Origin of the sequence: Duodenibacillus massiliensis (assembly GCF_900128485.1) — a bacterium.
Classification (GTDB): domain Bacteria; phylum Pseudomonadota; class Gammaproteobacteria; order Burkholderiales; family Burkholderiaceae_F; genus Duodenibacillus; species Duodenibacillus massiliensis.
The window spans coordinates 99,133-126,000 of record NZ_LT635860.1 but is presented as its reverse complement, the minus strand read 5'-3'; the positions used below and the strand labels follow the sequence as shown (position 1 = coordinate 126,000).

Below are 26,868 nucleotides of genomic sequence, written 5' to 3'. Positions count from 1 at the left end.
TTCTAGAACCTGACAGCTCGGCGCGCTTCGATAATCTGAGAGCCATCGGCATTGATGAAACCAGCTACCGTAAGGGACACAGCTACATCACCGTTATCGTCAATCACGACACCAATACCGTTGTCTGGGTGTCCAAAGGTCACGGCAAAGCAGTCCTCTCAGAGTTCTTTAAGTTGCTGACCCCGGAGCAACGCGCCGGCATCAAAATTATCACCGGCGATGGTGCCCGCTGGATCGATGATTGCATCCGGGAGTTTGTCCCTCATTGCCAGCGTTGCGTGGATCATTTCCATGTCGTTCAGTGGGCTAACGAAGCTGTCGATACTGTCCGCAAAAAGGAGTGGCGCGAGGCAGCCAAGGAGGTCAGGCAAATCAGCAAGCAACTCAAAAAGAAACGCGGCAGGCCGAAGGCTGACGATAAAACAAGGGAAGAGTTCAATCAGGCCAAACAGACCGCAGATGAAATCAAATCTGCACTGTATGCCCTCGGCAAGGCCCCTGAGAACCTGACGGAAAACCAGAGGCATAAAGTGGAGCTGATTGCACGGACAAGCAAAGTACTGTTCCGCTGTTACACCAGCAAGGAGGCCCTGCGTTTAATCCTGAAAATGACTGATCCGCAACAGGCTTCCCAGGAGCTCAAAAGTTGGTATTACAGGGCAAGGCACAGCCGTATTGATGAGCTTAAAAATTTGGCCGCCAAGATACGCCGCCACGAACAAAACATACTCAACAGCATCACGCTAAAAATGAGCAATGCACGCGTCGAAGCCGTCAACAACAATATCAAGCTGATTATTCGGAAAGCCTACGGGTTTCGTAATGTTGAAAATCTCAAGGCAATGGTGCTTTTATGCTGCTCAAATTTGGTGATCCCTTTGCCAAACCATGCTGTCTCCGGAAAGCCCGCTAAACAACAGCCTTCCAGTGTAGTTGCTTGATTTTTTTACCCACAACTATGCACGAAGAGCCTGAAAAATTTGGCTGAAACCGCTTCATTGCTTTGGACCCACATGCTTCTCGAGCCCAAGAAGGTTTTGTCAGCTCCAAACAGTTTTTCCGATGCATCCCGGCCCTTGTAAAGGATGTAGGCCTGCTCAGCAGACATGGTCTCTGAGGTGATGATGGCAAAGTAACCGCACAGATCGAGTTCACGCTGCACAACCGACTCTTTCTCCTCGGCGTACAGGAACGTCTTTGCCTCATCCTTGGTCTTGCCTTTCATAAAGTGGCAGTGAAAGTAGTTGAGATACTCTTTCGGCAGCTCGACTTTTTGGCCTTCCAGGGATTTCAGCGTTGCAGCCATTCCGGCTATTTTCTTTTCTACCCGGTCTCGCTCAGCGGCCATCTTTGACGGACTGAAATACAGGTGGAAATAACGCTTGTGCTTATCTCCGGAGAAAAGGTGTTTCTCAACGGTAACGCCGTAGACTCCGGTAGGGCCGATCTTTGACTTGCGGGTGGATTCGAATGTGTGGCGCTTCTCTTCAATGACGGTGTCAACCAATGCCTTACAGCCTTTCACCATCATGATGAAGAAGTAGCCGCAGGCATCCAGGTACTCGATGTTGTCGCGGCTGAAATAACCTCGGTCGAGAATGAGTCCTAAATCCTTGTAGCCGTAGGCCTTAATTTTGTCGATAAGAAACCGAAGCTGACTGACATCGTTGATCGAACCGGGATACTCCTCGTAGAAAAGAGGCTCTCTGTTGGTTTTGTCAAAGGCGACAGCGACATTAATGACGGGGACTCCCTTGTCTACTTTTGCATTGCCGAACTCGGCGTAGTCGATGTCGCCCGCCTGCAGATTCTTGATGGTCGAGTCGTAAGAAACGTAGATGCGGTTTCTATGGTCTCTCTGCGCATTCCAGTCATCAAGGAAACCAAAAATCTGATCCTTGGTGACGGATGAAAAGAACCGGGAAACCGTGGAGTCGCTTTTGATTTTCTGGTTTTTGGTAAACAACGGATGCGAAAAGGCGAAGTCCGGGTAATACTGCCCGGCGTTGTCTTCGTTGACGATCAGATAGCTCACCAAGTCTAGAAGAAGCCCTGTGCTCTCACCGAAGTGCTTACTCAGCATCGGCTTGAGCCTGTGCTCCTCCAAAATCTTGTCAAAGACAAGATGCGGGCCAATTTTCAGGCAGCAACTGCGATCAACTTCAGCATGCTCTTCGGGTATGGCTGCCGTGGGGAAGTACTTCTGGTAATTCTCGTTGGGCACCATCATCTTGTCATCACCGGGACACACCTTCCCAATGGTGACTCGCTTGGGCACGTTGTAGCTTTTCTTGGCGTCATACACACGTTCAAGCTCGTATAAGACGTAGACCCCGGCCTTGCGTTTCGCCTTTGTAATTTTCCCGGCAATCACGGGGATCGGAACCTTTCTTTCAGCCATTTTTTCTGACTGATCATTGAGTGCAACCATTGCACCCAATGATAAATAAAAAAACTCGGAAATGCAACAAATTTTTGAAGAAATTCAAGAAATAAATGCAGATCCGAAGGCTTGAGTGCAACGTTGTTGGGAAGTCCAGGCCTTAATGCCGCGCTTTTCGTGCCAGACGGTGTTTGCAGCACGGATCCAGCCCGAGGAAATCGCGGAGCTGCCCCCCAACATGGCGCCCGCCTGCACAAGAAGTGCCTTTTTGGCGGCCTCAACCGCGGCCATGCAGCCTGCGGCGCCGCCCCCCGGCGATCAGAACGTCTGTTGTGAGATCAAATTTCTGAGAAGCCTTCGCGGCAGAAACAGCGGGCAGTGAGCCCGCGGCTGCAACAGCAGAAAGAAAGGATCGGCGGGAAATGTCGGACATACAACTACCTCTTTACAAAAACGGGCCACAAACCGACTGAGGCCTTCACTCAGAGGAAGTCTGATTGTTTTTCCTTAGTTGCCTGCTGCCGTCGGGCTGTCCAGGAGCCACTGCGCGGCGTTAATGAGCTGCACACCATCAAATACCCGGTCACTGCCGAGCGTATCGCGAGTGATCAGATATTTCGGCCAGGAATCCCGGATTTTGGTTAAGGGCGCGAGCTCTCTTTGCAGTGTCTGGGGATCAAGCACGGAAAGCGCCACCTGATAGTAGGCAAAGCCTTTTTCTGACTCTGCCACAAAATCGACTTCGGCCTCACCAATACGCCCGACTGTCACCTTTTTGTACCGCCGCTTGAGTTCGAGGTACACAATGTTTTCGAGAATCCGTCCGTAATCCTTCACGGGCGAGGATGTCACTGAATAACGAAATCCCACATCGCAGAGATAAAACTTTTCTTCCCGGCGCAGGACCTCCCGCCCCCTCACGTCAAAACGCGACACCCGATGGAAAAAGAAACTGTCTTCCAGGGCCTGCAGATAGGTATAGATCGTCGGTATTGAAATACTGCAGCCCGCGCTTTTAAGCGTATTGGCGATATTTTTCGGGGACACCAGTGAACCGATGCTCGTTGCAAGGCAAACCGTGAGCTCATACAAAACCGCCGCGTCGCGAACGTTAAGCCGTGTGCAGATATCCTTCACGATCACTGACGTCACCAATCCGTCGTAATAGTCCTGCACGGCTTTGGCGTTGTGCCGGAAAGCCGTCACGGCCGGAAAACCGCCAAGCTGCATATAGCGCAGCAAATCGTCCTGAGGTGCAATCCCGTCTTCTGCACAGGCCCGGTGAAATTCGGCAAACGAAAAAGTCGACATCCGGATTTCGCTGAACCGGCCGGTCAGCAGTGTCGCAAGTTCCCCGGAGAGCAAAAAAGCATTAGACCCCGTGACGTAGAGATCAATTTCAGGGTGTCTGGCCAGACTCGCGAGCACTTCATGAAAGTCAGGGCACATCTGGACTTCGTCAATAAAGACGTAATACGTGCCCGGGCCCCGCGTTTTCTCTATAACACAGGCATGCAGGGCATCCGGATCTCTGAGCTTTTTAAGTGTTAAATCATCAAGACTCACTGAAATACAGTGGTCTTCGGCAACACCTTCGGCTTTAAGTTTTGCCTCATACATCTGCAGCAGTACCGATTTACCGCACCGTCTTGGCCCGAGCACGACCTTGATAAGACCGTTTTCCCGGTACCTGTCCAATAGCGCCTCGTAATACGGACGCGGAATCAAAGCTGTCTGAGCCATAACAACAAATAAAATGTATTTAACTTAATCAAAATTATATGATTATTTTTAAATGCATTTAATTATCATCATAAAAAAACCATAATTTTTAAATACATTTAATCATAAAGACAAAGATTGGATACAAAAAAGCCCGGTGATGACTCTCCCGGGCTCAGCGGCTACGACGCACCGACTTCCTTTTTCAGTGGCTTTCGGATCACCAGCAGCGGCACATCGGCCTGAGAGGCCGTGCGCGACGCGGTGGAACCAAGCACGGCGGTCATCAGGGTGTTTTGCCCGCGGCTGCCTAAAACCAGCATATCCAGGCCCGCTTTCTTTGCGTAAGCGGCGATTTCGTTACCCGGGTTTCCGGTAAGGCTTACCTCAACGGGCGTGATGCCCGCGGCTTCAAGCGTCGGGCGCACCGTATCGGCCACCCGTTCATAGCTTTCCTTACGATGCGAGGAAATGAGCTTGGCGACCATGGCGTTACCGAGCGCCATCAGGTCGGAATAGTCGCCTGAGACGTGAATGAGGTGATACTCGGCATTTTTGCCGAAAAGCTCCTTATGGTCAGCCGCATACTGCACAGCGGCACGGCTGTAGTCCGAACCGTCCACACAGATCCCGACGGCGTAATCGGCTTTTTCCGGAACCGGCCTGTTTCTTATGACGAGCACGGGTTCGGTGGTGTGCGAGAGCACGGCCCCCGTGACGCTTCCCACAAAGTAGCCGGAATGCACGCCGTAGTTTTTGCTCCCCATGATGATGAGATCCGGCGCCGTGATTTTTGCTTCTTCCACAATCGCCTTGGCAGGTTCATCGGTGAGAAACACCTTTTCTTGGGCGTGAATCTTTTCTTTGGCAAGAAATTCCCGCGAGGGCTTTAACACGTCCTCGGCGGAAATCTCGTAGTACTTCATGAGCGTTTCTTTGGAGGCAATGCGCGGCACGATTTCCGGCAGCGGCTCCGGCGCCACCAGCAGTTCAATATGCGGTTTGAGTGCCAGAAGTTCCCGGCGCGAGGCAAGAAACGCAAGCGCAGTCTTACTGTAGGAACTTCCGTCAACGGGAATCAGAATCTTCATGGAGTAACCTCTGCAACCCGGGACCGGCTTCTGAAGCAGAAACCGTCCCGCTTACCCCGTTTATAGCGCAAATTACCCGGTCCGGCACTCTGGGCCAACACAAAGTATCGGGTGATTGGCGAAAACGTACCAAAGGCACGTCAGAGTGCCGCCGTGACCACAAAAACTGAAAGATCAGTCGCCCGGCATTGCATCCGCATACAAAGCCTCATATTCGCTTACAGCTTTAGCCGGCCCGAGCCGGTACTATGCGTACTGTAAGTCGGCGGACGCGCCGCCCGTGCCGGTGACGGGAACACCGGACCAATTAAGAAAAGGCAGAGGCTCATCGGGCTTCTGCCTTTTTTCGCTGCGGAAAATTCCGCGTGCCTACTTTTTAAGCATGTCCGTCAAACCAGCGCCGTTATCATAGAAATTCCGCAATGAAACCCGCGTCTTCAAACGCGGGAGGAATCGCGACCCTCCTTTCTCAGTTCAGTTAAAAACATCTTTCGCTTCTCAAGAAGCGAAAGTTTCTTGTAGGAAATACCGGCAGAAATCTTTGTACCGTCCAGACGGCGCACATCGAATGCACCCGAGGAGCGTCTGCCAAAAATAAAGCCGACTTCCTCTTTGCACAGCACCTTGTCAAAGAGCCTGAAGCCGTGCACGAGGTACGGAGCCTGATGGCGCTTGCGCACACCGCCTTTGAGAATCGTCAGCTTGTGGATCTGGCGATTATGGCGGCGCGTCTGTTTCTGAAACAGGTATTCGCCCCGACGTTTTGCGTCGAGGACGCCAGCAATGCAGAAAGCGTCCGCGCAATGCGTCTTCGGCAAGCCCGCGACGATGCGCTTGTGTTTGGTCAGATACCCGTAGGTATTCGTGACAGGCAATTCGGGATGGCGCTCGCGCAGGCGGTTGAGCACCGTCCAACGCATGATGCCCATGAAAGTCTCTGCCCTGAAAGAAGCGCCGCGCCGGGGACTGAACTGCTTCAACTTGCCTGCGTGATACGCCTTGTGGCACGCCTCGCAGAGCGTGATGAGGTTGCCCGGCGCGTCGCCTCCCGTTTTCCGACTCTCAATGTGATGCACGTTGAGAATCAGATCTTTCGATCTGCCTTTGCAGGCTTGGCAAACGTGACCGTCGCGGAACAGCACATATTCGCGCACGTTCCAAAAGCCAAGCTGCTCGCCCTGCTGATAGCCTTCGCCTTCAATCTCCGGGTTTTTGATCTTCTGCATATCGAACGCCGCCGTTTCTACGGTAACGGAGGTGACGGGCAGAAGACGCAAAACAGCCTCGATGCGCGAAAGATGGATACGGATGCGGTTTTCAACGGACGGCGCAAGCCAACCCTTGTGCTTTGATCGAACGCGATTGTCAAAACACGGCGCACGGTAGCGGGTCTTGCGGTTGCGTCGGGCGCGGCGAAGTGCCAAGCGATCCGAGAGCAAGCCCGTCACGTCCTGCCGCAGTTCGACCTCGGAAGCCAACAACTCTTCCTTGGCGGTCGTTGCGCTCAGGCCGACGTGCTTGTAGCCCGCATCCACACCCAAGGTGATCGGCTGCTTGGTTTCGCCCGTCGGCACCGTCAGTTGAATCACAAAGGGCGTCNATTTGGCCGCCAAGATACGCCGCCACGAACAAAACATACTCAACAGCATCACGCTAAAAATGAGCAATGCACGCGTCGAAGCCGTCAACAACAATATCAAGCTGATTATTCGGAAAGCCTACGGGTTTCGTAATGTTGAAAATCTCAAGGCAATGGTGCTTTTATGCTGCTCAAATTTGGTGATCCCTTTGCCAAACCATGCTGTCTCCGGAAAGCCCGCTAAACAACAGCCTTCCAGTGTAGTTGCTTGATTTTTTTACCCACAACTATGCACGAAGAGCCGAAAACCGGCGCAAATGCTCCGGGCCTCAGGCCTTTTCCTTTTTCCGGCTTCGCGCTTGCGTCTCTCCGGCGTATTAAGCCCGCCGATCCCCCAGTTTTCAGGCGGCACATCTTCAATGATGACCGAGGTGGTCGCGGGATTTTTCCCGAGCACGCGCGCCAGAAGGTCGGTGGCGCCCATGATGAGAAAGCCGTCCACGCGGCCCAAAAGCCAGCTTACATCATCCCAGGAAACGGACAAAGGCAGCACAACTGGGATGCCGCCCGCTTCTGTCACGGACTGCAGATAGCGGTTTCTCAATGTAATCGCGCCCTCTTTAATGTCAGGCGTGACGCCGATCAGTGGTTTTCTGTTAATTTCCGATCCTTATTTCCCGCAGCTGCGGACAAATTCTTCCCAGCCCTTAGCCCGCAGACGGCAGGCCGGACAGACACCGCACCCGTAGCCCCAGTCATGGCGGTGCGTGCGGTCGCCTTCGTAACACGTTTCCGTTTCAAAGCGGATAAGGTCCACGAGCGCCTTACCGCCGAGGTTTTCAGCAAGCATCCAGGACTGGGCTTTCGTAAGGTGCATGAGCGGCGTTTCAATCACAAAATCGCGTCCGAGCCCGAGCGACAACGTCACCTGCAGGCTCTTTAACGTATTGTCGCGGCAGTCCGGATAACCGGAATAATCCGTATCGCACATTCCGCCCACCAGCGTACGAATACCGAGCCGCCAGGCAAGAATCGCGGCGTAGTTAAAAAAGAGAAGATTGCGGCCCGGCACGAAAGTGTTGGGAAGGCCGTCCGCGCCCTCGCCGATTGCTTCACTGCGCGTTAAGGCGCAGTCAGCAATGCGGTTAAGTTCCGTGAGGTTCAGAATGTGGTCTTCACCGAGCTTACCTTGCCAACGGGGGTTGAGCGCTTGGATTATTTCGCGGATCCGTTTGCGGCAGGTTAGTTCCGATTTATGCCGCTGCCCGTAGTCAAAGCCCACGGTGTCCACCCGGTCAAAGACCGTCAGAGCCCACGCAAGGCACGTCGTTGAATCCTGGCCGCCCGAAAACAAAACCAAAGCCCGGCGCAGGCCGTCACCAGCTGCAGTTTCCGCCACTTGCTTTTCCTTTCCAAAAAAAAAACGATGGTGCCTTGCGGCACAAAAATACGGACGTATTCTCCCTCGGCCGGCTGACGCCGTCAAAACAGGAACGAACTGCTGCACGAAGCAGGAAGGAAAGAAAAGCGGGGAAAGGAAAAAGGCAGGCCGCTCATGAGGGCAGATACGAAAAAAGCTCCGAACGGAGCCTTTTGTCTGATGCAGAAAGATGTGGCGGAGTGGACGGGACTCGAACCCGCGACCCTCGACGTGACAGGCCGATATTCTAACCAACTGAACTACCACTCCGACCTTTCTCATCAATCCCGGCTGTCGCCAACCGAGGACAGGCATATTACCTGTGTTTTTTTGTTTTGGCAATACGTTCAAGTACTATTTTTCCCGGCCTGCCGTATTACACAATCAGATCGCTTCGATTTTCATTTTTATATCAAAGGGCTTACCGAAATACACCCAAGATGTCACGAGCATATCGGCTCCGGCCCGCGCATAGGCTGCCGCATTCTCGCCGTTCACGCCGCCCTCAGCTGAAACCAATACCGCTGGATTCACGGACTTCACCGCTTTCACAAGTTCCTCAAGTTTTTCCGGTGCGAAACGCTCACACTGCACGATGTCGCAGCCGGCCCTGACGAAGGTCAGCACCTCTTCAAGGCTCCCCGCTTCCACCGCAATCTTGCGCTCCGGCGCTGCCCGTTTGGCGTGGAAAATGGCCGCAGGCACATCCCGGCAAAACACCCGATGCTGATCAAAAATCAGAACGGAGTCAGAAAGCCCGGTGCGGTGCACCACAGCGCCGCCCGCCAGAGCAGCTGCCAATGAGAGCGTTTTGGTGCCCGGAAAATGTTTGCGCGTTACCATCACATGGCAGTCGGGATTGACGGCATGTGCCGCAGCCGTCATGGCGGCCGCCCGCCCGGCAATGCCGCAACCATATTCCATAATGTTCTGCGCTGTTTTATAAACCGCATGAATGGCCCCTGCAGGCCCTTCGGCGGCAAGCACGGTCTCTCCGGACTTGTACAACCCTGCAGCTTTTTCCTGCCGTGTGATCCTGAGCCCGGCCCGCTCAAACAGAAGCGCAGACCAGTCGATACCGAAAACAAAGCCGTCCTCTTTCGGAGCGCTCGATGTTTCAAGCCTGTTTCGAAAACTAACGGACTATTTCCGGCTGGTGGAAAAAGAGTGTCCTTTGGGAGGAGCTCAGACCAACCGCAGCTGCCGCTATGTTTTGGCTGACGCCTTTCTGCAGTTTTGGTTTCTGTGCATTAACCCGTACAGCACCATGATCGAACGCGGCCGCAACGACAGGCTCTTTGAACACATCCGTTCGATTCTGCCGGATTACGTGGGCAGGCACGTCCTTGAATCGTGGTTCGAAGGCTGGCTGAAAGAAAAAGCCTACGTGTTTCTCTCGCAGCAATCAAAATACCGCGACTACACCCTGCGCTTTGAATGCCGCAGCCTCAATGACATTCACCGGTAAGATTGAGAGTCAAAAAAAGCCGGCGACAGAACACAGAGATTACGGCCGCCGGCCAAAGGCACCTCGCGCTGGGGCGCCTCAATAAGCATCACTAAACAACCCGCGCTTGAAAGCGCGGGGTTTCCTGACACGGTGCAGGCTTTCCCGTAACAGGCAAGGTTTTTGAGGCCTTGTCTGCCCGGGCGTCCCCTGCACCACAGGAACATTTAAAACGCAACCGCTCTACGGCTACGGGCTTCATCAGCTCGATCCGTCGGTTCCGGCGAAGGACTGCTTCGTCTTGCCGATTCGCTGGTTTGTACTGCACTATCGATCCGGCGTTCCCTGAGACTTGTTTGAGCCTCGCAAGCGCTGATTGCTCAGCCTTCAGATCGTAGCTGTCAGTGGCGGGATCCGCAAAATACAGGTTCATGGCGGCCGCGACATCGCGGTCCATGTACCAGCCCGTATCTCCCAACTGATGACTTCTCTCCCAAAGAGCCTTCTTACGGTACGTTCCCGTTTCGGGATCGTGCTGACTCGGGCGCAGTTTTGCGGGGACTGACTTTCACCACACAACAGCCGGCGCTTTCAGCCTTACTTGTCATCCGGGTTATCAATCCTGCAATACCGCTTTTGCCCAAACTCTTGCCGTATCCGGCTCTCTGAAATGCTTTGTATGAGTTCTTCTCCACAATGACGGTGCCGGCCCTGCCGAACACCTGGTTAATCACTTCGCCGTGCAGGCAACGGCGGGTTTGCGCCTGGCGGCGGTACAGATCCGCAAGTTTTGCCTTTGTTGCCTTATAGGTCTTGGATTCCTTCCAGACAATCTTTTTTCCGGCGGCTTTAACGGTGCCGTCCGCGTTGTAGCACTCCCGATTCGTGTCTCTGCGGGAGCGGTCCATGGCACGTAAAAGACGCGCAATCTCCTTTTCCTGAGAGACAGTGCCCGCGCTCACCAAAATCTTTTGCTGCCACTCGGGGCTGTAAAAAGTCATGGTCCTCGGGCCCGGGTCAACAGCCACCTTGAGATCCTTGGGAGCATAAACGTGCTTGACGGGCGGTACGCCTTCGACAATGAGCTGAACAAAGTAGCGCATACGGCCGCGGATCATCCGCCGGACAAGACGGCAGTATTTGACACGCTTAAAACCGGACGGATCTGTTACTGAAAGAAGAGCTTCTTTCTGCCAGGCATCCGGGGCTTCAGCCTTTATCACCAGATCCAGAACCTCGAGCGTCCACGTCTTGGCCTTCCAACGAAGCCCCGCTTTGTTTGATTTTCCCTCAACGCTGTGCAAGCCCCGTTTAGCACTCTTAAACCGCGGCTGACCGCCCTGATGAAGCAGCCAGCGCTCAATGCCCTGCCAGACACGTGTGGCAATTTTCTGCGCTTCGTTGATGCCGATGCGCTTTGTAAAGCCGCCCTTGGCACGGTGCTCTTTCACGACATCATGCAGGGCATACTCGGAAAGGTGGGCGGACTTCTGAATTTCCTTAAACCGCTTGTTGCGGTCTTTGCCCTTGGGCATCGCGGCCGTCAGCTTCCATGCTTCAGTGCTTTTCATGGCGCGCACACGTTTCTTTGCTGTTCCGAGAACAGCATTGAAGAGCTGGCGTGCATCGGAGAAGTAGGTCTCCAGTGCACTTTCCTGATCCTCTCCGGTTTTCAGGCCCAGCTCGATGACAAAGGACGGTGTGCGCGATTTCATAGCGGCTGAATATACCTTAAGCGAAAACTATGTGCATGGTTTGGCTGCGTTTGGGCCAAAATTAAAAAATTTCGAAAGCCCGCATTCCTCCCGGGGCTCAAGCCCCGGGCTTCCTGCGGGAAATTCTGTGACGGCGCAGAAAATGAGAATCACTCCCAGGCGGGATATACTCGCGCTCAACAAAGAACGTTTTCTGCGCCATGCGCCGATTTTTTGACTACGCGTTTATTCCGGCAGCTCTTTTTATTCTGTGGCTTTACACCACCACGGAAGGGTTTGTGGCGCCCATACTGCTGCCCTCGCCCGCATCAGTGGCCGCCCGCTTTGCCGAACTCATCGGTAACGGGGAACTGCTGCACCACATCGGCGCAAGCGCCTTTCGTACGATGACGGGCTTTCTTCTCGCGGCCTCTCTCGGCATCGGCCTCGGGGTGCTCTGTGCCAAAAGCCCGAAGGCCTCGCGCCTGACGCGCTTTCTCATAGAAGCGCTCAGGGTAACGCCGCCCTTATCGCTGATTCCTCTTCTGATTTTGTGGCTCGGGATTGAAGAAGCCCCCAAAATCGCGATCGTCTTTCTTTCGGGATTTTTCCCAATCTACATGAATGCGGCAACGGCTGTTGCGGGGGTTGATCCCAAGCTCATTGAAGCGGCCCGTACACTCAAATTCACCGGGCGCGAGCTCTTTTTTAAGCTCACGCTCCCTGCGGCCCTGCCCGGGATCGTCACGGGCCTGAGGCTCGGTTTCGGCTACTGCTGGAGAGCGCTTGTCGGAGCCGAACTCATTGCCGCAAGTTCCGGCCTCGGGTTTCTTATCAGCGAGTCCGGGGAATTTGCCAAAACAGACGCTGTCTTCGTCGGAATCATCACGATTGTGGTGCTCGGCATTGCCGCGGACGCCCTGCTGAGAGCGCTTTTAAAGCGCGTGACGCCAGCCTCAGCTGCGGAGGTGCAGCGTGTTTGAGATTGTCTGCTCGCAACTCACCAAAACATTTGTGTCGGCAAGCGGCACCGTCACACCGGCCCATAATCTGTCGCTTAGCTTTGCCGCCGGCGCGATTTCTGCGGTGATCGGCGAAAGCGGCTGCGGAAAAACGACGCTTCTGAGAATGATCGCGGGGCTCGAAAAGCCGGAAAGCGGCACCGTGACTTTTAAGGGCGAAAGAAAAACACCCTCGCTATCCGTTGTCTTTCAGGAGCCGCGTCTTTTTCCGTGGCTTACCGTGGAAGAAAACATTGCACTTGCGGTAAGACACGAGCCGCATTCCGTTCAGAAGGAAAAAACCGGCCGCATGCTTGAGATGATCGGGCTCACGCAAAGCGCAAGGGCTAAGCCCCGGGAGCTCTCTGGCGGCATGGCCCAGCGCGTGTCGCTTGCGCGCGCACTGGTCTCAGAACCCGACATTCTTTTGATGGACGAGGCCTTCAGTGCCTTAGACGCCCTCACCCGCACGCGCGTTCGCAATGAATTTATCCGCCTCTGGCAGGCGCACCCCATGACCGTGGTGCTTGTGACGCACGATGTATTGGAAGCAACGCTTCTGGCCTCACACATCACCCGGCTTTCCGAAGGCCGTGCGATAACGGCCTATCCCGTCTCCTTTTCTTATCCGAGAAACCTCGCCACACCGGGGCTCTCGGCCTTAAGCGAATCGATTCTCAACGATTTTTTTACTGATGTAGGACCAACCAAAAATGAAACTTAAAACCACCGTTATTGCACTTTCCGCACTTTTTGCAGGCGCTGCCTGCGCCGCAACGGGCGGCATGCCCGAGGTGCTTGACGTTGTTTACGTCAAAGCCCCCTTTAACCTTCAAAACATGGTGATGAAGGATCAGAAGATGCTTGAAAAGGCCTTTGCGCCTTACGGCACCGAAGTGAAGTGGCACGACATCAACTCGGGCGCCCAGCAGGCGCAGGCCATGGCCGCAGGCGCCATTGACATTTCCGCCGTGATGAATACGGCGTCGCTGCTGATGGCTAACGGTTCCGGCAACCCCGTCGTGATCATTAACGGTGTTTCGCACCCGGCCGACACCTTTGCGATCGTCTCCGCCAAGGGTAAGCCCCTGACCGTGAAGGAACTCAAGGGTAAAAAGATTGCCGGCCCCCGCGGCACGGTACTGCACCAGCTCATGGTCGCGGCGCTTAAAAGCGAAGGCATGAGCGCCAAGGACGTGGAATTCGTTTCGATGGGGATCCCCGCGGCGCTCTCCGCGGTCGTAAGCGGCAACGCTGACGCCGCGCTTCTTGCCGCAAGCGCTGTCATTAAGGCCGAGGAAGCCGGCTACAAGGTGGTGACGACCGCCAAGGACCTCGTCAACGTCAACCTCGTTGTGACCGCAAGCCAGCCCTTTGCCCGGCAGTTCCCGAACGCCGTGAAGCTCACCGTAAAGACGCAGCGCGCTGCGCTTGACTGGATCAACAAGAACTGGGACAAGGCCGTGGCGCTCGGCGCCAAGGAGCACGGCATTTCTCTTGAAGACGCCAAAAAGCTCGCACAGTGGTCCAACTACTACAACACCGTGACGACAACGGATGTCAAGGGCCTTGCGCTTGATCAGGACTTTCTCGTTGAAAACGGCATGATGCAGAAAAAGGTGGATGTCAAGAGCCTTGTCTGGCCGACCGCGAAGGAATAATCCGCTCTTTTCAGGAAGTTAAACACCCCGGCAGACACTGCGCCTGCCGGGGCGTTTTTATGGATAATTCAGGCCTCGCTTACACGGGTGTCGTCGGAATCACCACCATCTTGCGGCTGACTTCGGAGACTCTCTGAGCCATTGAACCATACGGGCCAACCGTCAACCATCCACAATGCGGGAAATTCTGTGAAGTACTCCGTTTTTCAGGAATGCAAAGCGGTATTTGCGGCGAAATATGCGCCGCTGCTGCCCACCGAAGCAGAAATCAGTGCTCTTATCTGACGCCGCCCAAACCGAAAGCCGGCCCTGATTGTCCGCAGGATGTCACGACGGCCAGATCTGCTGTTCAAAGATTTGCCACACGCGTGCAGCAAATCTCCAAAACACAAAAAACAGCGCCAGATCAATAACCTGAGGACACACACCATCCAAAAGACAGTTTTCAGATATCACAGGCCGGCTCGAGGTTCTGACAACTATCTCCGCCCCGCCCACAATTTTTTGGAATTGGCTAATATGCCGCCCGTCAACCACGGTCCCCGTGTGCAGGTACTCACAGAAGATATGACCGAAAACCTCAAGCCGATTGAAAACATCGCCGTCATCGGACTCGGCGCCCTGGGCATCATGTACGGAGACTTCTTCGTGCAAGCGCTCGGCACCGACAAAGTCACGTTTCTCGCGGACGCCGTGCGCACCGCGCGTTACCGCACGACAGAAGTCACCTGTAACGGTCATATCTGCCCGTTTCGCTACGAAACGCCTGCTGAATACAAGGCCGCACAATGCTGGGCCGATCTCGTGATCTTTGCCGTCAAGGGCGGCGCACTGAAAGACGCCTTGAGAACTGCCGACCCGGTGATCGGCCCCGAAACCGTCGTGCTTTCCGTTTTAAACGGCATCACCTCCGAAGACATCATTGAAAAGCACCTGCAGGGCCGCGGTGTTGTTATCCGGTCGGTGGCGCAGGCCATGGACGCCCTGCGTGAAGGCCGCCATGTGCGCTTAAGCTCCATCGGAGAACTGCGAATCGGCATTGATAAGGAGACGCCCGCCAAACGCACGGCGCTCTCGCGCCTCGAACAGCTTTTTAACGAAACGGGGCTACCCTATAAGACGGAGTCCGACATCGTACGTCGCCTTTACAGCAAGTGGATGCTTAACTGCGGCGTCAATCAAACCGTGGCCGTTGTGAAAGGCACTTTTGCCGACGTGCAAAAGCCCGGCGCCGCACGCGACATGATGAAGGCCGCGATGCGCGAAGTGATTGCCGTTGCCAATAAAAACGGCGTCAATCTCACCGAAGACGACTTAAACGAATATGTCGCCATCATCGACACGCTGATGCCTGACGGGATGCCCTCGATGCGTCAGGACACGCTCGCGAAACGCCCCACGGAAGTCGACCTTTTTGCCGGGACCGTCATCGAAAAGGCCAAAGCCGCCGGGATTGAAGTGCCTGTCAACACGGCGCTTTACGAAAAAATCAAGGCTATCGAAGCCGCGTACTGAGGCAGCTTCTGACGAAAAAGCCCGGACTGTAACGGTAACCGGGCTTTTTTGTGTGCGCCTCTGATGGCAACATTACTTCACGGGATTCTGATCCGCAAGCGTTCGGTTGGCCGCCGGCTGCACGGCGTTTGTCGCCACCTTTTCAATCGGAAACAGAGCGCTTCCCGTGCGGATCCAGAGCGTGAGACACAAAAGAGCCGAAACCGTCACCAGGCCCGAACCCACAAAGGTGACCGGGTGAAAACCGAAACTGCCGGAAATCATGCTCCCCAAAAATGCGCCGCCGCCGATCCCGATATTGAAAATTCCGGAGAAAAGCGACGTTGCAATGTCGGCGGCGTCGGGCGCAACATTAAGGACAATTGTCTGAAACGCAAGACTCACCGCCGTAACCGCCGCACCCCAGACAATGCAGAGCGTGAGTATTGACGGCAGCGTCGCGCAGGCCGGGTAAATCAACAGAAGGCTCACAGCCGTGAGAACAAGCGGCAGTGTCAGCGCCCCGGAAATGTGTTTATCAACAACCTTCGTTGCGGTAAAGGCGCCGATAATCCCGGAAATTCCGAAGACAAAAAGCACCGTCACAACGTCGGTGGGGGAAAAGCCCCCGTCAGCCTGCAGAATCGGCGCAATGTAGCTGTAGGCCGTAAAGTGTCCGAGTTCCGTGACAGCCGTGAGGAAATAAAGCTGCAGGAGGGCCGGGCGCTTGAGGATCACCGGAAGGCTCTTTAACGACCCCGCGCTTGTTGCCGGGCAAGGCGGCAGCACGAGCCAGATCATGACGAGCACGCAAAGCGCCACCGCGCCGATCACGGCAAAAGCTTCCTGCCAGCCGAAAAGCTGCCCGAGCTTGGTGCCGATCGGCAGCCCCATCACAGTTGCCACAATCGTTCCGCCCATCACGCACGCAAGCCCCAGCGCCCGCTTTCCCTTCGGAGCCATGCGTGCCGCCAAGGGCGTCATGATGGACCAGAAGATGGAGTGGCACAGGGCCACGCAGATGCGCGCTGCCAAAAGCGACCCGAAGCATGCGACCCAGAGCACCGCGATGTGGCTTAAGGCAAAGCAGAGAATCAGGCACAAAAGAAGCTTTCGGCGCTCAAACCGGGCCGTAAGAATCGTCAAAGGCAGCGACATGATGGCCACCACCCAGGCGTAGCCCGTGATCACGAGGCCCGTAAACGACACGGTCTCCCCGAGGCTTGCAGCCATATCCGGCAGCAGCCCCACCGGCAGAAACTCCGAGGTGTTAAAGACAAAGGCGGCAAAGGCCAGGCCCAGAATCGGAAGCCAGGACGTGACTTCAAGGCGGTGTGCGGACGCGGTCTGCATGGCAAAAACTTCTGCCCTATCAGGCTCATGAAAAAGGGAGCCTGATTTTAGACCGCGCCGCAAGCTGCTGAGTCGGTACAAAACCCGAAAAAAGACGGGGACTACCCTTGAGAAAAAGTGCTGAGACACGCTTCCCAAAGAGAAAGTCCTGCCGTTTTTTCCAGTTTATTTCACCGTAAAGCGGATGTCGGCCGGAGCGCCGGACCGGGTCTTATCCCCGGCCTTCACGTTACGGAAGGCGTTTTCCGCAGCGCACCCGTCAGCGACAGCCTTATGAACAAGCTTCTTTTGCTCTGCCAATGCGGCCTTATCCCCCGTCAGAACAACGTCAAAACGGGCGTCCGCCTCGATGGCGTTCACTGTCGCCCCACCGTTAAATCCGGAAATCACAGCCGTTGGCACGGCCTTCTCAATATTGAGAATTCCACGGGCTGGGGCGTGCAGGGCATTGGTCTGCCCGTAGCTACCGTTACTGTGTCCGCCCGGGCCGATCACGGAAACCGAGAGGGTTTCGGTGGCGGCCGTTGCAGTAAGGCTCACCGCGGCAACAGCTGCCGCAGCAAACAAAGTCTTCATGCCGCCCGATGCCCCGAGAGAAAAGTACAGCCGGGCCGTGGTCTACAAGATTAACCAGAAGAAAATGACGGTTGAACAAGTTTGGCAGTACGGCAAAGAGCGCTGCAGCGACTGGTACAGCCCGGTGACGTCGCTCACCGAATACCAGGCCGATAAAGACTCGATCGTCGTATACGCTGCCTTTGCAGGCGCCCCGCGTGACGAAAAGACCGGCAAGTCAAAGGGCCGTCCCAACCCCTGCCTGGAAGAATTCCGCTGGGGCGAGACGACACCGGCCGTGGAAATCCGTCTCAAAAACACGATGGGCTATCAGGTCTTCCCTGTAAGCCTCAAAAAAAAATCTTCACAGGAAAATAACGGGAACCTTTACGCCGGATCGTCAAAGAGATCCGGCGTGAGCGACGGCTCTTCGGGATTGGCAACGGTGAGTCCCAGAAGCCGGATTCCCCGGCGCGGCAGTTCGATGTGCGACAAAAGCGCAGCGGCTGCCGCTTTCATTTCGGCTGCGTCCGTCCAGGGCGTTGTCTGAGAGACGCTGCGCGTCACAGTCACAAAGTTATGAAACCTGACTTTGAGCGTGAGCGTCAGCCCCCTGAAGTCTCTGAGGCTGATGCGGCGCTCCAGGTCCTGCGCAACAGCGTCCAGCCGTGCGAGGATTTCGGTTATGTCAGAGACATCCATGTCAAAGGTTTCTTCGCATCCGACACTTTTGCGAATTCTCTCGGCAACTACAGGCCGGTTATCTATCCCGCGGACAAAATCATAGTAGGTCTGACCGGCTTTACCAAATTCCCGCAGCAGATCCGCAAGCGGCACCGCACGCACGTCTTTGGCGGTTACCAATCCCATCGCATGCATGCGCTGTGCTGTCACAGGCCCCACGCCCCAAAGGTGCTCGACTTTCAGGTGGTCGATAAAGGTGAGCGCCTGGTCCGGATGGATCGTGCAGAGGCCGTCGGGCTTTCGCCAGTCACTTGCGACCTTCGCCAGGAACTTGTTGTAGGAGACGCCGGCACTTGCCACAAGGTTAAGTTCCGTGCGGATGGCTTTCTTAATTTCCTTAGCCACTTCTACACCAAGGATGATACGTTTCTTGTTGTGGGTAACGTCCAAGAATGCCTCATCGATACTGATGGGCTCAATGAGATCGGTGTAGCGGGCAAAGATTGCATGGATCTCTCGGGAAACGGCCTTGTAGTGGTCCATGCGGTTATTAACGAAGATGAGGTCCGGACAGAGTTCCTTGGCGCGGCGTGAAGGCATCGCACTGTGCACGCCGAAGGCTCTAGCCTCATAGCTTGCGGTTGCTACGACGCCGCGTCCGTCAGCGTGACCCACCGCCACCGGCTTACCGAGCAGTGCGGGATTGTCGCGTTGCTCAACGGACGCATAAAACGCATCCATGTCGATGTGCAGAATCCGGCGGTACTCCATTGCAGGCTGAACGAAAAAAGAACTGACTATAAATGATAGCGCACGACGGCATCAAAACTTTCAGGCAAAGAAAAACCCCCGAGACCGTTTTGATCCCGAGGGTTTTAAATGGTAAAGCCCGGCAGTGTCCTACTTTCACTGGAAATACAACCAACTATCATCGGCCCAGAAGCGTTTCACTGTCCTGTTCGGAATGGGAAGGAGTGGTACCGCCACGGTATGGCCGCCGGGCAAAGCCTGTTGTCTCAGAAGTTCATCAATTGAACTCCCGTGACGAAGTCTTTGCAAAAAGAAGTAAGCGTCGGAACGCGATTATTTGCATTCACTGCGCTTCAAAATCCATTGTCCGTTTCTCAACTGCCTTACATTAGACTAGGCAGCACGGTTATAGGATCAAGCCTCACGAGCAATTAGTATCAGTCAGCTCAACGCCTCACAGCGCTTGCACTCCTGACCTATCAACGTCCTGGTCTCGAACGACTCTTCTGGGAGGTCTAGCCTCCGGGAAGACTTATCTTCAGGCAAGTTTCCCGCTTAGATGCTTTCAGCGGTTATCTCTTCCGCACATAGCTACCCGGCTGTGCCACTGGCGTGACAACCGGTACACCAGAGGTGCGTCCACTCCGGTCCTCTCGTACTAGGAGCAGCCCCCGTCAATCTTCCAGCGCCCGCGGCAGATAGGGACCAAACTGTCTCACGACGTTTTAAACCCAGCTCACGTACCTCTTTAAATGGCGAACAGCCATACCCTTGGGACCGGCTACAGCCCCAGGATGAGATGAGCCGACATCGAGGTGCCAAACACCGCCGTCGATATGAACTCTTGGGCGGTATCAGCCTGTTATCCCCAGAGTACCTTTTATCCGTTGAGCGATGGCCCTTCCATTCAGTGCCACCGGATCACTATGACCTGCTTTCGCATCTGCTCGACTTGTCGGTCTCGCAGTCAAGCACGCTTGCGCCATTGCACTATCAGCACGATTTCCGACCGTACCTAGCGTACCTTTGTACTCCTCCGTTACCCTTTAGGAGGAGACCGCCCCAGTCAAACTGCCTACCATGCACGGTCCCGGAACAGGTTTACTATCCGCGGTTAGAACCTCAAACAAATCAGGGCGGTATTTCAACGTCGGCTCCCCAAAGACTGGCGTCCTCGGTTCTCTGCCTCCCGCCTATCCTACACAGATCGGTTCAAAGTCCAATGCAAAGCTGCAGTAAAGGTTCATGGGGTCTTTCCGTCTAGCCGCGGGGAGATTGCATCATCACAAACATTTCAACTTCACTGAGTCTCGGGAGGAGACAGTGTGGCCATCATTATGCCATTCGTGCAGGTCGGAACTTACCCGACAAGGAATTTCGCTACCTTAGGACCGTTATAGTTACGGCCGCCGTTTACCGGGACTTCGATCAGGAGCTCTCACCCCATCACTTAATCTTCCGGCACCGGGCAGGCATCACACCCTATACGTCGACTTTCGTCTTTGCAGAGTGCTGTGTTTTTAGTAAACAGTTGCAGCCACCTATTCTCTGTGACCTCTTCATGCTCGGAGTGTTTCACTCTTCACACTACAAAGGCACACCTTATCCCGAAGTTACGGTGTCAATTTGCCGAGTTCCTTCTCCCGAGTTCTCTCAAGCGCCTGAGTATATTCAACTCGCCCACCTGTGTCGGTTTACGGTACGGTCGACATTAAGCTATAGCTTAGAGGCTTTTCCTGGAAGTTCATCCCATCACTTCACTGCAAAATGCAGCTCGATGCTTTGTCTCGGAGATTCGCCGGCGGATTTGCCTGCCGGCCTCCTACACGCACAAACCGGGACATCCAACACCCGGATGATGCTCAAAACTCCGTCCCCCCTTCGCACTTAACGTCGGTGCAGAAATCTTAATCTGCTTCCCATCAGCTACGCTTCTCAGCCTGGCCTTAGGGGCCGACTCACCCTGCTCCGATGAACGTAGAGCAGGAAACCTTGGGCTTACGGCGAGCGGGCTTTTCACCCGCTTTATCGTTACTCATGTCAGCATTCGCACTTCTGATACCTCCGGCATGCGTTACCACACACCTTCGCAGGCTTACAGAACGCTCCCCTACCACTTGCACTTGCGTGCAAATCCGCGCTTTCGGTTACAGACTTAGCCCCGTTACATCTTCCGCGCATGAGGACTCGATCAGTGAGCTATTACGCTTTCTTTGAAGGATGGCTGCTTCTAAGCCAACTTCCTGACTGTCTTAGCCTTCACACTTCGTTTTCCACTTAGCCTGTATTTGGGACCTTAAACGGCGGTCTGGGTTGTTTCCCTTTTGAGTCCGGACGTTAGCACCCGGTGCTCTGTCTCCCGTGATTCAACTTCCGGGTATTCGGAGTTTGCCATGGTTTGGTAAGACGCCATGTCCCCCTAGCCATAACAGTGCTCTACCCCCCGGAGTCAGTCACGAGGCACTACCTCAATAGTTTTCGGGGAGAACCAGCTATCTCCAGATTTGTTAAGCCTTTCACCCCTAACCACAGCTCATCCGCCGGTTTTGCAACACCGGTCGGTTCGGTCCTCCAGTGTGTGTTACCACACCTTCAACCTGGCCATGGTTAGCTCATCTGGTTTCGGGTCTACGCCTTACGACTCTATCGCTCTGTTCGAACTCGCTTTCGCTGCGCCTCCCCTACTCGGTTAAGCTTGCCGCAAAACGTAAGTCGCTGACCCATTATGCAAAAGGTACGCAGTCACCCCGTAGGGCTCCTACTGTTTGTATGTATGCGGTTTCAGGTTCTATTTCACTCCCCTCCCGGGGTTCTTTTCGCCTTTCCTTCACAGTACTGGTTCGCTATCGGTCGATCATGAGTATTTAGCCTTGGAGGATGGTCCCCCCATCTTCGGACAGGATGTCACGTGTCCCGCCCTACTTTTCGTCTTTTTAGTACCATGCACCGGACTTTGCATACGGGGCTGTCACCCACTGTGGCCGGCCTTTCCAGACCGTTCTGCTGTCACCATGCATTATCAAAAACTAGGCTGCTGCGGTTTCGCTCGCCGCTACTGCCGCAATCTCGGTTGATTTCTTTTCCTGCAGTTACTTAGATGTTTCAGTTCACTGCGTTCGCTTCACAAACCTATGTATTCAGTTTGTGATACCAGTTNGCCGGCGGATTTGCCTGCCGGCCTCCTACACGCACAAACCGGGACATCCAACACCCGGATGATGCTCAAAACTCCGTCCCCCCTTCGCACTTAACGTCGGTGCAGAAATCTTAATCTGCTTCCCATCAGCTACGCTTCTCAGCCTGGCCTTAGGGGCCGACTCACCCTGCTCCGATGAACGTAGAGCAGGAAACCTTGGGCTTACGGCGAGCGGGCTTTTCACCCGCTTTATCGTTACTCATGTCAGCATTCGCACTTCTGATACCTCCGGCATGCGTTACCACACACCTTCGCAGGCTTACAGAACGCTCCCCTACCACTTGCACTTGCGTGCAAATCCGCGCTTTCGGTTACAGACTTAGCCCCGTTACATCTTCCGCGCATGAGGACTCGATCAGTGAGCTATTACGCTTTCTTTGAAGGATGGCTGCTTCTAAGCCAACTTCCTGACTGTCTTAGCCTTCACACTTCGTTTTCCACTTAGCCTGTATTTGGGACCTTAAACGGCGGTCTGGGTTGTTTCCCTTTTGAGTCCANTCAGTTCAAATGCAATCACATCCCGTTTCAGCGTCTCATCAACGCTGAAATTGAACGCTTTACTTCTTTTTCCAAATTTTTAAAGAGCTTCATGCTCAATCTGTTCACAGAACAAACTGATAAGTGTGGGAACTTCCTTCTTTTACTGCAGTTCCTTTTCAGAAACATTCTCTAGAAAGGAGGTGATCCAGTCGCACCTTCCGGTACGACTACCTTGTTACGACTTCACCCCAGTCATGAAACCCACCGTGGGCGCCGCCTTCCTTGCGGTTGGGCAAACGTCTTCTGGTGAACCCCACTCCCATGGTGTGACGGGCGGTGTGTACAAGACCCGGGAACGTATTCACCGCGGCATGCTGATCCGCGATTACTAGCGATTCCGACTTCATGCAGTCGAGTTGCAGACTGCAATCCGGACTACGATCGGTTTTCTGGGATTGGCTTCACCTCGCGGCTTCGCTGCCCTCTGTTCCGACCATTGTATGACGTGTGAGGCCCCAGCCATAAGGGCCATGAGGACTTGACGTCATCCCCACCTTCCTCCGGTTTGTCACCGGCAGTCTCATCAGAGTGCCCTTTCGTAGCAACTGATGACAAGGGTTGCGCTCGTTGCGGGACTTAACCCAACATCTCACGACACGAGCTGACGACAGCCATGCAGCACCTGTGCTCAGGTTCCCTTGCGGGCACTGCCTCATCTCCGAAGCATTCCTGACATGTCAAGGCTGGGTAAGGTTTTTCGCGTTGCATCGAATTAATCCACATCATCCACCGCTTGTGCGGGTCCCCGTCAATTCCTTTGAGTTTTAATCTTGCGACCGTACTCCCCAGGCGGTCTGCTTCACGCGTTGGCTTCGTTACTGAGAATTAAATTCCCAACAACCAGCAGACATCGTTTAGGGCGTGGACTACCAGGGTATCTAATCCTGTTTGCTCCCCACGCTTTCGTGCATGAGCGTCAGTTGCGTCCCAGGGGGCTGCCTTCGCCATCGGTGTTCTTCCACATATCTACGCATTTCACTGCTACACGTGGAATTCCACCCCCCTCTGACGTACTCCAGTCGGACAGTCACAAATGCAGTTCCCAGGTTAAGCCCGGGGATTTCACATCTGTCTTACCCAACCGCCTGCGCACGCTTTACGCCCAGTAATTCCGATTAACGCTCGCACCCTACGTATTACCGCGGCTGCTGGCACGTAGTTAGCCGGTGCTTATTCTTCAGGTACCGTCAGCACTCCGGCATATTACTCCGGAGCTTTTCGTCCCTGACAAAAGCGGTTTACAACCCGAAGGCCTTCTTCCCGCACGCGGCATGGCTGGATCAGGGTTGCCCCCATTGTCCAAAATTCCCCACTGCTGCCTCCCGTAGGAGTCTGGACCGTGTCTCAGTTCCAGTGTGGCTGGTCGTCCTCTCAGACCAGCTATTGATCGTCGCCTTGGTGAGCCTTTACCTCCCCAACTAGCTAATCAATCATCGGCCGCTCCGTCTGCGCCGGGCCTTGCGGTCCCCGGCTTTCACCCTCAGGTCTTATGCGGTATTAGCCATCCTTTCGGACGGTTGTCCCCCACAAACGGACACGTTCCGATGTATTACTCACCCGTTCGCCACTCGCCATCAGAGAGCAAGCTCTCCATGCTGCCGTTCGACTTGCATGTGTAAGGCATGCCGCCAGCGTTCAATCTGAGCCAGGATCAAACTCTTCACTTGAATCCTGCTTTTTGGTCGTACTCAAATCACTCGCAGAAACTGACCGAGATAAATCTCAATCATTTCTTTGGCTTAAAGTCTGAGTACTTCCGATTTTTTTTGCGTTTCCATGAAGAAACTGCATTTTTCAGAAGCACCCACACTTATCGGTTCGTCTGTTTCAGATTTTTAAAGAGCGTTTGTTGCCGTTTCGTCGGCGACAAGGTCGCGTATATTACACAACCGTTTTTCGTTTTGCAAGTCCGTCGGAAAATTTTTTTGTTTTCTTTCGGCTTTGCGCCTTCGTCTTAACGGCGAAGGGTGCGCATTATGAGAGCCTTTTCCGATCTTGTCAATAGCTGCCCGGAAAAAATTTTGCCCGCGGATTTGTTTGTCCGCGGGCGGCAGATTTTCTCAGGTGTCCCTACTCTTAGTGGCGCTTTTCTTCACCGATCAGATGCAGACTGTCGCAGCGGCTCTGGTTGCGGCGGTGCTTGATGATGACAAGGCACATACTCACCGCGACAAACACACCGAAGACAATCATCGTCATGGGCGTGGACATATCAAGCTTAATAAGGAGCGCGTAGATGCCGAGCATCACGAGAATCGAAAGGTTCTCGTTAAAGTTCTGCACGGCAATTGAGCGTCCCGCACTCATCAGAACGTGCCCGCGGTGCTGCAGCAGTGCGTTCATCGGCACCACAAAGTACCCTGCGCAGATTCCGACCAACACCATCATGAAGCAGGCCACAACCACCGCCCAGCGGATCGACCAGCCGAAAACCGAGAATTCCCCCGGCACGAGCGAAGCGTGGTAGTAACTCATCGAAGCCACCAAAAGCCCCATGATGATTCCCATCGGAAGCACGTTTAAAGACTTCTTTAAGGGAACCGTGGCTGCCGCAAGCACGGCACCGATCGCAATTCCAACGGACACAACGGCCTGAAGTACGGCTGCCTGCGAGAGGTTCATCCCGAGCGCGTGATCAGCCCACTTAAGCACTAGAAACTGCAGGACGGCCCCCGCGCCCCAGAAAAGCGTCGTGACAGAAAGCGAAATCTGCCCCAACGGATCCTTCCAGAGAAGGGAGTTAGCACCGGAAAAGAAGTTTCTGAGCACAGCCCCCGGACGGAAAGACTGCCGGGGATAGCGCGCTCCTGTGTCGGGTATCGCGAGGTTAACGGCAGCCGCAGCCGCATAAATAAAGACAATCATTGCAATCGCGGCTTCGGCGTGGTTGGTCACACCGAAAAACTCCAAGTGAAAGACCCGCATCAGCGTGTCGGCCACGTCCGGATGCACCAATACGCCCCCGAGGACGACACCCAGAATGATGCTCACGACCGTAAGTCCCTCAATCCAGCCGTTCGCAATCACAAGTTTTTCAGCAGGCAGCAGCTCCGTGAGAATCCCGTACTTTGCGGGTGAATACGCCGCCGCACCGATTCCCACGACCGCGTAGGAAATCAGGGGATGCGACCCAAAGAGCATCAAAAGACAGCCGCCCACCTTCACGGCATTGGTGATGAACATCACGTGCCCTTTAGGCATGAGGTCGGCAAAAAGCCCCACCCAGGCAGCCAAAAGAATGTAGCTGATCACAAAGAAGAGCTTTAAAAGCGGCGTCATCCACTCCGGCGCCGACAGGCTTGTCAGCAGTGCGATGGCTGCGATAAGAAGTGCGTTGTCTGCCAGGCTCGACAGAAACTGTGCGCACATGATCGTATAAAAGCCGCGTTTCATAGAAATTCCGCGAGGAAACCCGCGTCTTCAGACGCGGGAGGAATCGCGGCCCTCCTTTCTCAGTTCAGTTAAAAACATCTTTCGCTTCTCAAGAAGCGAAAGTTTCTTGTAGGAAATACCGGCAGAAATCTTTGTACTGTCCAGACGGCGCACATCGAATGCACCCGAGGAGCGTCTGCCAAAAATAAAGCCGACTTCCCCTTTGCACAGCACCTTGTCAAAGAGCCTGAAGCCGTGCACTAGGTACGGAGCCTGATGGCGCTTGCGCACACGGCCTTTGAGAGTCGTCAGCTTGTGGATCTGGCGATTGTGGCGGCGCGTCTGTTTCTGAAACAGGTACTCGCCCCGACGTTTTGCGTCGAGGACGCCAGCAATGCAGAAAGCGTCCGCGCAATGCGTCTTCGGCAAGCCCTCGACGATGCGCGATATGTGCGCCTGAATGCGGTTCTCCACGGACGGCGCAAGCCAACCCTTGTGCTTTGATCGAACGCGATTATCAAAACGCGGCGCACGGCAGCGGGTCTTGCGGTTGCGTCGGGCGCGGCGAAGTGCCAAGCGATTCGAGAGCAAGCCCGTCACGTCCTGCCGCAGTTCGACCTCGGAAGCCAACAACTCTTCCTTGGCGGTCGTTGCACTCATGCCGACGTGCTTGTAGCCCGCATCCACACCCAAGGTGATCGGCTGCTTGGTTTCGCCCATCGGCACCGTCAGTTGAATCACGAAGGGCGTTCGGCGCACAGGCACGGCCTTCCCGGCCCGAAGCAGCTTACGCGCCTTGGGCGGGGAGCACGGCATGAGCGGTTGCCCGCGCATATTCAACACAAAAACTTTCAAAGTGTTCTCCATTGACGGATACCTCACGGGCTCCGTCTGCTCGACCTTGCGGTCGGTGGTGATCCTTCGCC

General features: G+C 54.7%; 22 protein-coding genes, 1 tRNA gene, 3 rRNA genes and 2 pseudogenes (1 of these 28 only partly in view). 8 read left to right on the top strand and 20 right to left on the bottom strand.

Annotation, left to right across the window (positions count from 1 at the left end; genetic code table 11):
- Nucleotides 1-941, top strand: the 3' portion of a protein-coding gene (locus tag BQ7486_RS06120) for an ISL3 family transposase (RefSeq protein ID WP_074009357.1). It extends 16 nt beyond the left edge of the window; only the last 941 of its 957 coding nucleotides appear in the window; its start codon lies beyond the left edge, outside the window; it ends in the stop codon at nt 939-941.
- A 5-nt stretch (nt 942-946) separates the two neighbouring features.
- Here BQ7486_RS06120 and BQ7486_RS06115 read toward each other — a convergent pair whose 3' ends face one another.
- The 6 genes from BQ7486_RS06115 to iscB form a co-directional block, all read right to left on the bottom strand.
- The gene (locus BQ7486_RS06115) at nt 947-2,401 is read right to left on the bottom strand and encodes an IS1634 family transposase (RefSeq protein WP_084765792.1); all 1,455 of its coding nucleotides are present in this window, start codon (nt 2,399-2,401) and stop codon (nt 947-949) included.
- A gap of 84 nt (nt 2,402-2,485) precedes the next feature.
- Nucleotides 2,486-2,674, bottom strand: coding sequence for a hypothetical protein (locus BQ7486_RS06110; protein ID WP_074009355.1), 189 nt, complete (start codon nt 2,672-2,674; stop codon nt 2,486-2,488).
- Nucleotides 2,661-2,816 (bottom strand): twin-arginine translocation signal domain-containing protein, encoded by a 156-nt coding sequence (locus BQ7486_RS11655; protein ID WP_143183074.1) that lies wholly within the window; start codon nt 2,814-2,816, stop codon nt 2,661-2,663. Before BQ7486_RS11655 ends, BQ7486_RS06110 begins: the two co-directional genes overlap by 14 nt.
- Before the next feature lie 74 nt (nt 2,817-2,890).
- Complete coding sequence (locus BQ7486_RS06105; RefSeq protein WP_074009354.1) at nt 2,891-4,126, bottom strand: ATP-binding protein; 1,236 nt, start codon at nt 4,124-4,126, stop codon at nt 2,891-2,893.
- 161 nt (nt 4,127-4,287) lie between these two features.
- Nucleotides 4,288-5,196 (bottom strand): universal stress protein, encoded by a 909-nt coding sequence (locus BQ7486_RS06100; protein ID WP_074009353.1) that lies wholly within the window; start codon nt 5,194-5,196, stop codon nt 4,288-4,290.
- A 437-nt stretch (nt 5,197-5,633) separates the two neighbouring features.
- Nucleotides 5,634-6,833, bottom strand: a complete 1,200-nt coding sequence (gene iscB, locus BQ7486_RS06095; RefSeq protein WP_074009352.1) for an RNA-guided endonuclease IscB — start codon at nt 6,831-6,833, stop codon at nt 5,634-5,636.
- On the opposite strand from iscB, the gene BQ7486_RS06090 reads away from it, so the two are divergent.
- Entirely contained in the window at nt 6,799-7,047 is a 249-nt protein-coding gene (locus BQ7486_RS06090) for a transposase (RefSeq protein WP_074009351.1), read from the top strand. The genes iscB and BQ7486_RS06090 overlap by 35 nt on opposite strands.
- A 5-nt stretch (nt 7,048-7,052) precedes the next feature.
- On the opposite strand, the gene BQ7486_RS06085 is transcribed toward BQ7486_RS06090, so the two are convergent.
- The 4 genes and pseudogenes from BQ7486_RS06085 to modD all read right to left on the bottom strand — a co-directional run.
- On the bottom strand, nt 7,053-7,400 hold the full coding sequence (locus tag BQ7486_RS06085) for a tautomerase family protein (protein ID WP_338081639.1): 348 nt from the start codon (nt 7,398-7,400) through the stop codon (nt 7,053-7,055).
- A gap of 45 nt (nt 7,401-7,445) precedes the next feature.
- Nucleotides 7,446-8,174 (bottom strand): 7-cyano-7-deazaguanine synthase QueC, encoded by a 729-nt coding sequence (gene queC / locus BQ7486_RS06080; RefSeq protein ID WP_074009349.1) that lies wholly within the window; start codon nt 8,172-8,174, stop codon nt 7,446-7,448.
- Between the two features lie 214 nt (nt 8,175-8,388).
- Nucleotides 8,389-8,465, bottom strand: a tRNA-Asp gene (locus tag BQ7486_RS06075).
- A 114-nt stretch (nt 8,466-8,579) separates the two neighbouring features.
- Nucleotides 8,580-9,284, bottom strand: a pseudogene (gene modD, locus BQ7486_RS06070) (ModD protein); the annotation flags it as partial.
- Between the two features lie 85 nt (nt 9,285-9,369).
- Between modD and BQ7486_RS06065 the strand changes: the two are divergent.
- Nucleotides 9,370-9,663, top strand: a complete 294-nt coding sequence (locus BQ7486_RS06065) for a DUF234 domain-containing protein (RefSeq protein WP_143183072.1) — start codon at nt 9,370-9,372, stop codon at nt 9,661-9,663.
- A gap of 91 nt (nt 9,664-9,754) precedes the next feature.
- Here the strand turns inward: BQ7486_RS06065 and BQ7486_RS06060 are convergent, their stop codons facing one another.
- Nucleotides 9,755-10,120: a hypothetical protein gene (locus BQ7486_RS06060; RefSeq protein ID WP_074009346.1), complete on the bottom strand. Its 366-nt coding sequence runs from the start codon at nt 10,118-10,120 to the stop codon at nt 9,755-9,757.
- A gap of 28 nt (nt 10,121-10,148) precedes the next feature.
- Entirely contained in the window at nt 10,149-11,357 is a 1,209-nt protein-coding gene (locus BQ7486_RS06055) for a hypothetical protein (RefSeq protein WP_074009345.1), read from the bottom strand.
- Nucleotides 11,358-11,557: 200 nt separating this feature from the next.
- Here BQ7486_RS06055 and BQ7486_RS06050 point away from each other — a divergent pair, with 200 nt between their 5' ends.
- From BQ7486_RS06050 to BQ7486_RS06035, 4 genes are all read left to right on the top strand, one after another.
- On the top strand, nt 11,558-12,319 hold the full coding sequence (locus BQ7486_RS06050) for an ABC transporter permease (RefSeq protein WP_022372769.1): 762 nt from the start codon (nt 11,558-11,560) through the stop codon (nt 12,317-12,319).
- Entirely contained in the window at nt 12,312-13,061 is a 750-nt protein-coding gene (locus tag BQ7486_RS06045) for an ABC transporter ATP-binding protein (protein ID WP_022372770.1), read from the top strand. Before BQ7486_RS06050 ends, BQ7486_RS06045 begins: the two co-directional genes overlap by 8 nt.
- Nucleotides 13,051-13,998 (top strand): ABC transporter substrate-binding protein, encoded by a 948-nt coding sequence (locus BQ7486_RS06040; RefSeq protein WP_074009343.1) that lies wholly within the window; start codon nt 13,051-13,053, stop codon nt 13,996-13,998. Before BQ7486_RS06045 ends, BQ7486_RS06040 begins: the two co-directional genes overlap by 11 nt.
- Nucleotides 13,999-14,517: 519 nt before the next feature.
- Nucleotides 14,518-15,513 carry a ketopantoate reductase family protein gene (locus BQ7486_RS06035; protein ID WP_022372772.1) on the top strand — a complete coding sequence of 332 codons (996 nt, stop codon included), beginning with the start codon at nt 14,518-14,520 and terminating at the stop codon, nt 15,511-15,513.
- Between the two features lie 72 nt (nt 15,514-15,585).
- Here the strand turns inward: BQ7486_RS06035 and BQ7486_RS06030 are convergent, their stop codons facing one another.
- A complete protein-coding gene (locus BQ7486_RS06030) occupies nt 15,586-16,845 on the bottom strand; it encodes a sugar transporter (RefSeq protein WP_074009342.1) in 1,260 nt (419 codons plus the stop codon).
- A 165-nt stretch (nt 16,846-17,010) separates the two neighbouring features.
- A complete protein-coding gene (locus tag BQ7486_RS06025) occupies nt 17,011-17,421 on the bottom strand; it encodes a peptidase M20 (RefSeq protein WP_022372774.1) in 411 nt (136 codons plus the stop codon).
- A gap of 4 nt (nt 17,422-17,425) precedes the next feature.
- Here BQ7486_RS06025 and BQ7486_RS11435 point away from each other — a divergent pair.
- Nucleotides 17,426-17,758 (top strand): annotated as a pseudogene (locus tag BQ7486_RS11435) (aryl-sulfate sulfotransferase); the annotation flags it as partial.
- 29 nt (nt 17,759-17,787) lie between these two features.
- Here BQ7486_RS11435 and dinB read toward each other — a convergent pair.
- The 6 genes from dinB to BQ7486_RS05990 form a co-directional block, all read right to left on the bottom strand.
- Nucleotides 17,788-18,855, bottom strand: coding sequence for a DNA polymerase IV (gene dinB, locus BQ7486_RS06015; RefSeq protein WP_074009340.1), 1,068 nt, complete (start codon nt 18,853-18,855; stop codon nt 17,788-17,790).
- Nucleotides 18,856-18,971: 116 nt separating this feature from the next.
- Nucleotides 18,972-19,086: ribosomal RNA gene (gene rrf / locus BQ7486_RS06010) — 5S ribosomal RNA — on the bottom strand.
- A 158-nt stretch (nt 19,087-19,244) separates the two neighbouring features.
- A 23S ribosomal RNA gene (locus BQ7486_RS06005) occupies nt 19,245-22,062 on the bottom strand.
- Between the two features lie 641 nt (nt 22,063-22,703).
- Nucleotides 22,704-24,237: ribosomal RNA gene (locus BQ7486_RS06000) — 16S ribosomal RNA — on the bottom strand.
- The 16S, 23S and 5S rRNA genes sit together here, the layout of an rRNA operon.
- Before the next feature lie 409 nt (nt 24,238-24,646).
- Complete coding sequence (gene lplT, locus BQ7486_RS05995; protein ID WP_022372831.1) at nt 24,647-25,963, bottom strand: lysophospholipid transporter LplT; 1,317 nt, start codon at nt 25,961-25,963, stop codon at nt 24,647-24,649.
- 27 nt (nt 25,964-25,990) lie between these two features.
- Nucleotides 25,991-26,809, bottom strand: a complete 819-nt coding sequence (locus BQ7486_RS05990) for an RRXRR domain-containing protein (protein WP_074009339.1) — start codon at nt 26,807-26,809, stop codon at nt 25,991-25,993.
- Nucleotides 26,810-26,868 lie beyond the last annotated feature (59 nt).

Excerpts from the sequence above, each read along its gene's own strand:
- BQ7486_RS06115 (WP_084765792.1), bottom strand. The coding sequence starts at position 2,401 with ATGGCTGAAAGAAAGGTTCCGATCCCCGTGATTGCCGGGAAAATTACA.
- BQ7486_RS06110 (WP_074009355.1), bottom strand. The coding sequence starts at position 2,674 with ATGGCCGCGGTTGAGGCCGCCAAAAAGGCACTTCTTGTGCAGGCGGGC.
- BQ7486_RS11655 (WP_143183074.1), bottom strand. The coding sequence starts at position 2,816 with ATGTCCGACATTTCCCGCCGATCCTTTCTTTCTGCTGTTGCAGCCGCG.
- BQ7486_RS06105 (WP_074009354.1), bottom strand. The coding sequence starts at position 4,126 with ATGGCTCAGACAGCTTTGATTCCGCGTCCGTATTACGAGGCGCTATTG.
- BQ7486_RS06100 (WP_074009353.1), bottom strand. The coding sequence starts at position 5,196 with ATGAAGATTCTGATTCCCGTTGACGGAAGTTCCTACAGTAAGACTGCG.
- BQ7486_RS06055 (WP_074009345.1), bottom strand. The coding sequence starts at position 11,357 with ATGAAATCGCGCACACCGTCCTTTGTCATCGAGCTGGGCCTGAAAACC.
- BQ7486_RS06050 (WP_022372769.1), top strand. The coding sequence starts at position 11,558 with ATGCGCCGATTTTTTGACTACGCGTTTATTCCGGCAGCTCTTTTTATT.
- BQ7486_RS06040 (WP_074009343.1), top strand. The coding sequence starts at position 13,051 with ATGAAACTTAAAACCACCGTTATTGCACTTTCCGCACTTTTTGCAGGC.
- BQ7486_RS06035 (WP_022372772.1), top strand. The coding sequence starts at position 14,518 with ATGCCGCCCGTCAACCACGGTCCCCGTGTGCAGGTACTCACAGAAGAT.
- BQ7486_RS06030 (WP_074009342.1), bottom strand. The coding sequence starts at position 16,845 with ATGCAGACCGCGTCCGCACACCGCCTTGAAGTCACGTCCTGGCTTCCG.
- BQ7486_RS06025 (WP_022372774.1), bottom strand. The coding sequence starts at position 17,421 with ATGAAGACTTTGTTTGCTGCGGCAGCTGTTGCCGCGGTGAGCCTTACT.
- dinB (WP_074009340.1), bottom strand. The coding sequence starts at position 18,855 with ATGGAGTACCGCCGGATTCTGCACATCGACATGGATGCGTTTTATGCG.
- lplT (WP_022372831.1), bottom strand. The coding sequence starts at position 25,963 with ATGAAACGCGGCTTTTATACGATCATGTGCGCACAGTTTCTGTCGAGC.
- BQ7486_RS05990 (WP_074009339.1), bottom strand. The coding sequence starts at position 26,809 with ATGGAGAACACTTTGAAAGTTTTTGTGTTGAATATGCGCGGGCAACCG.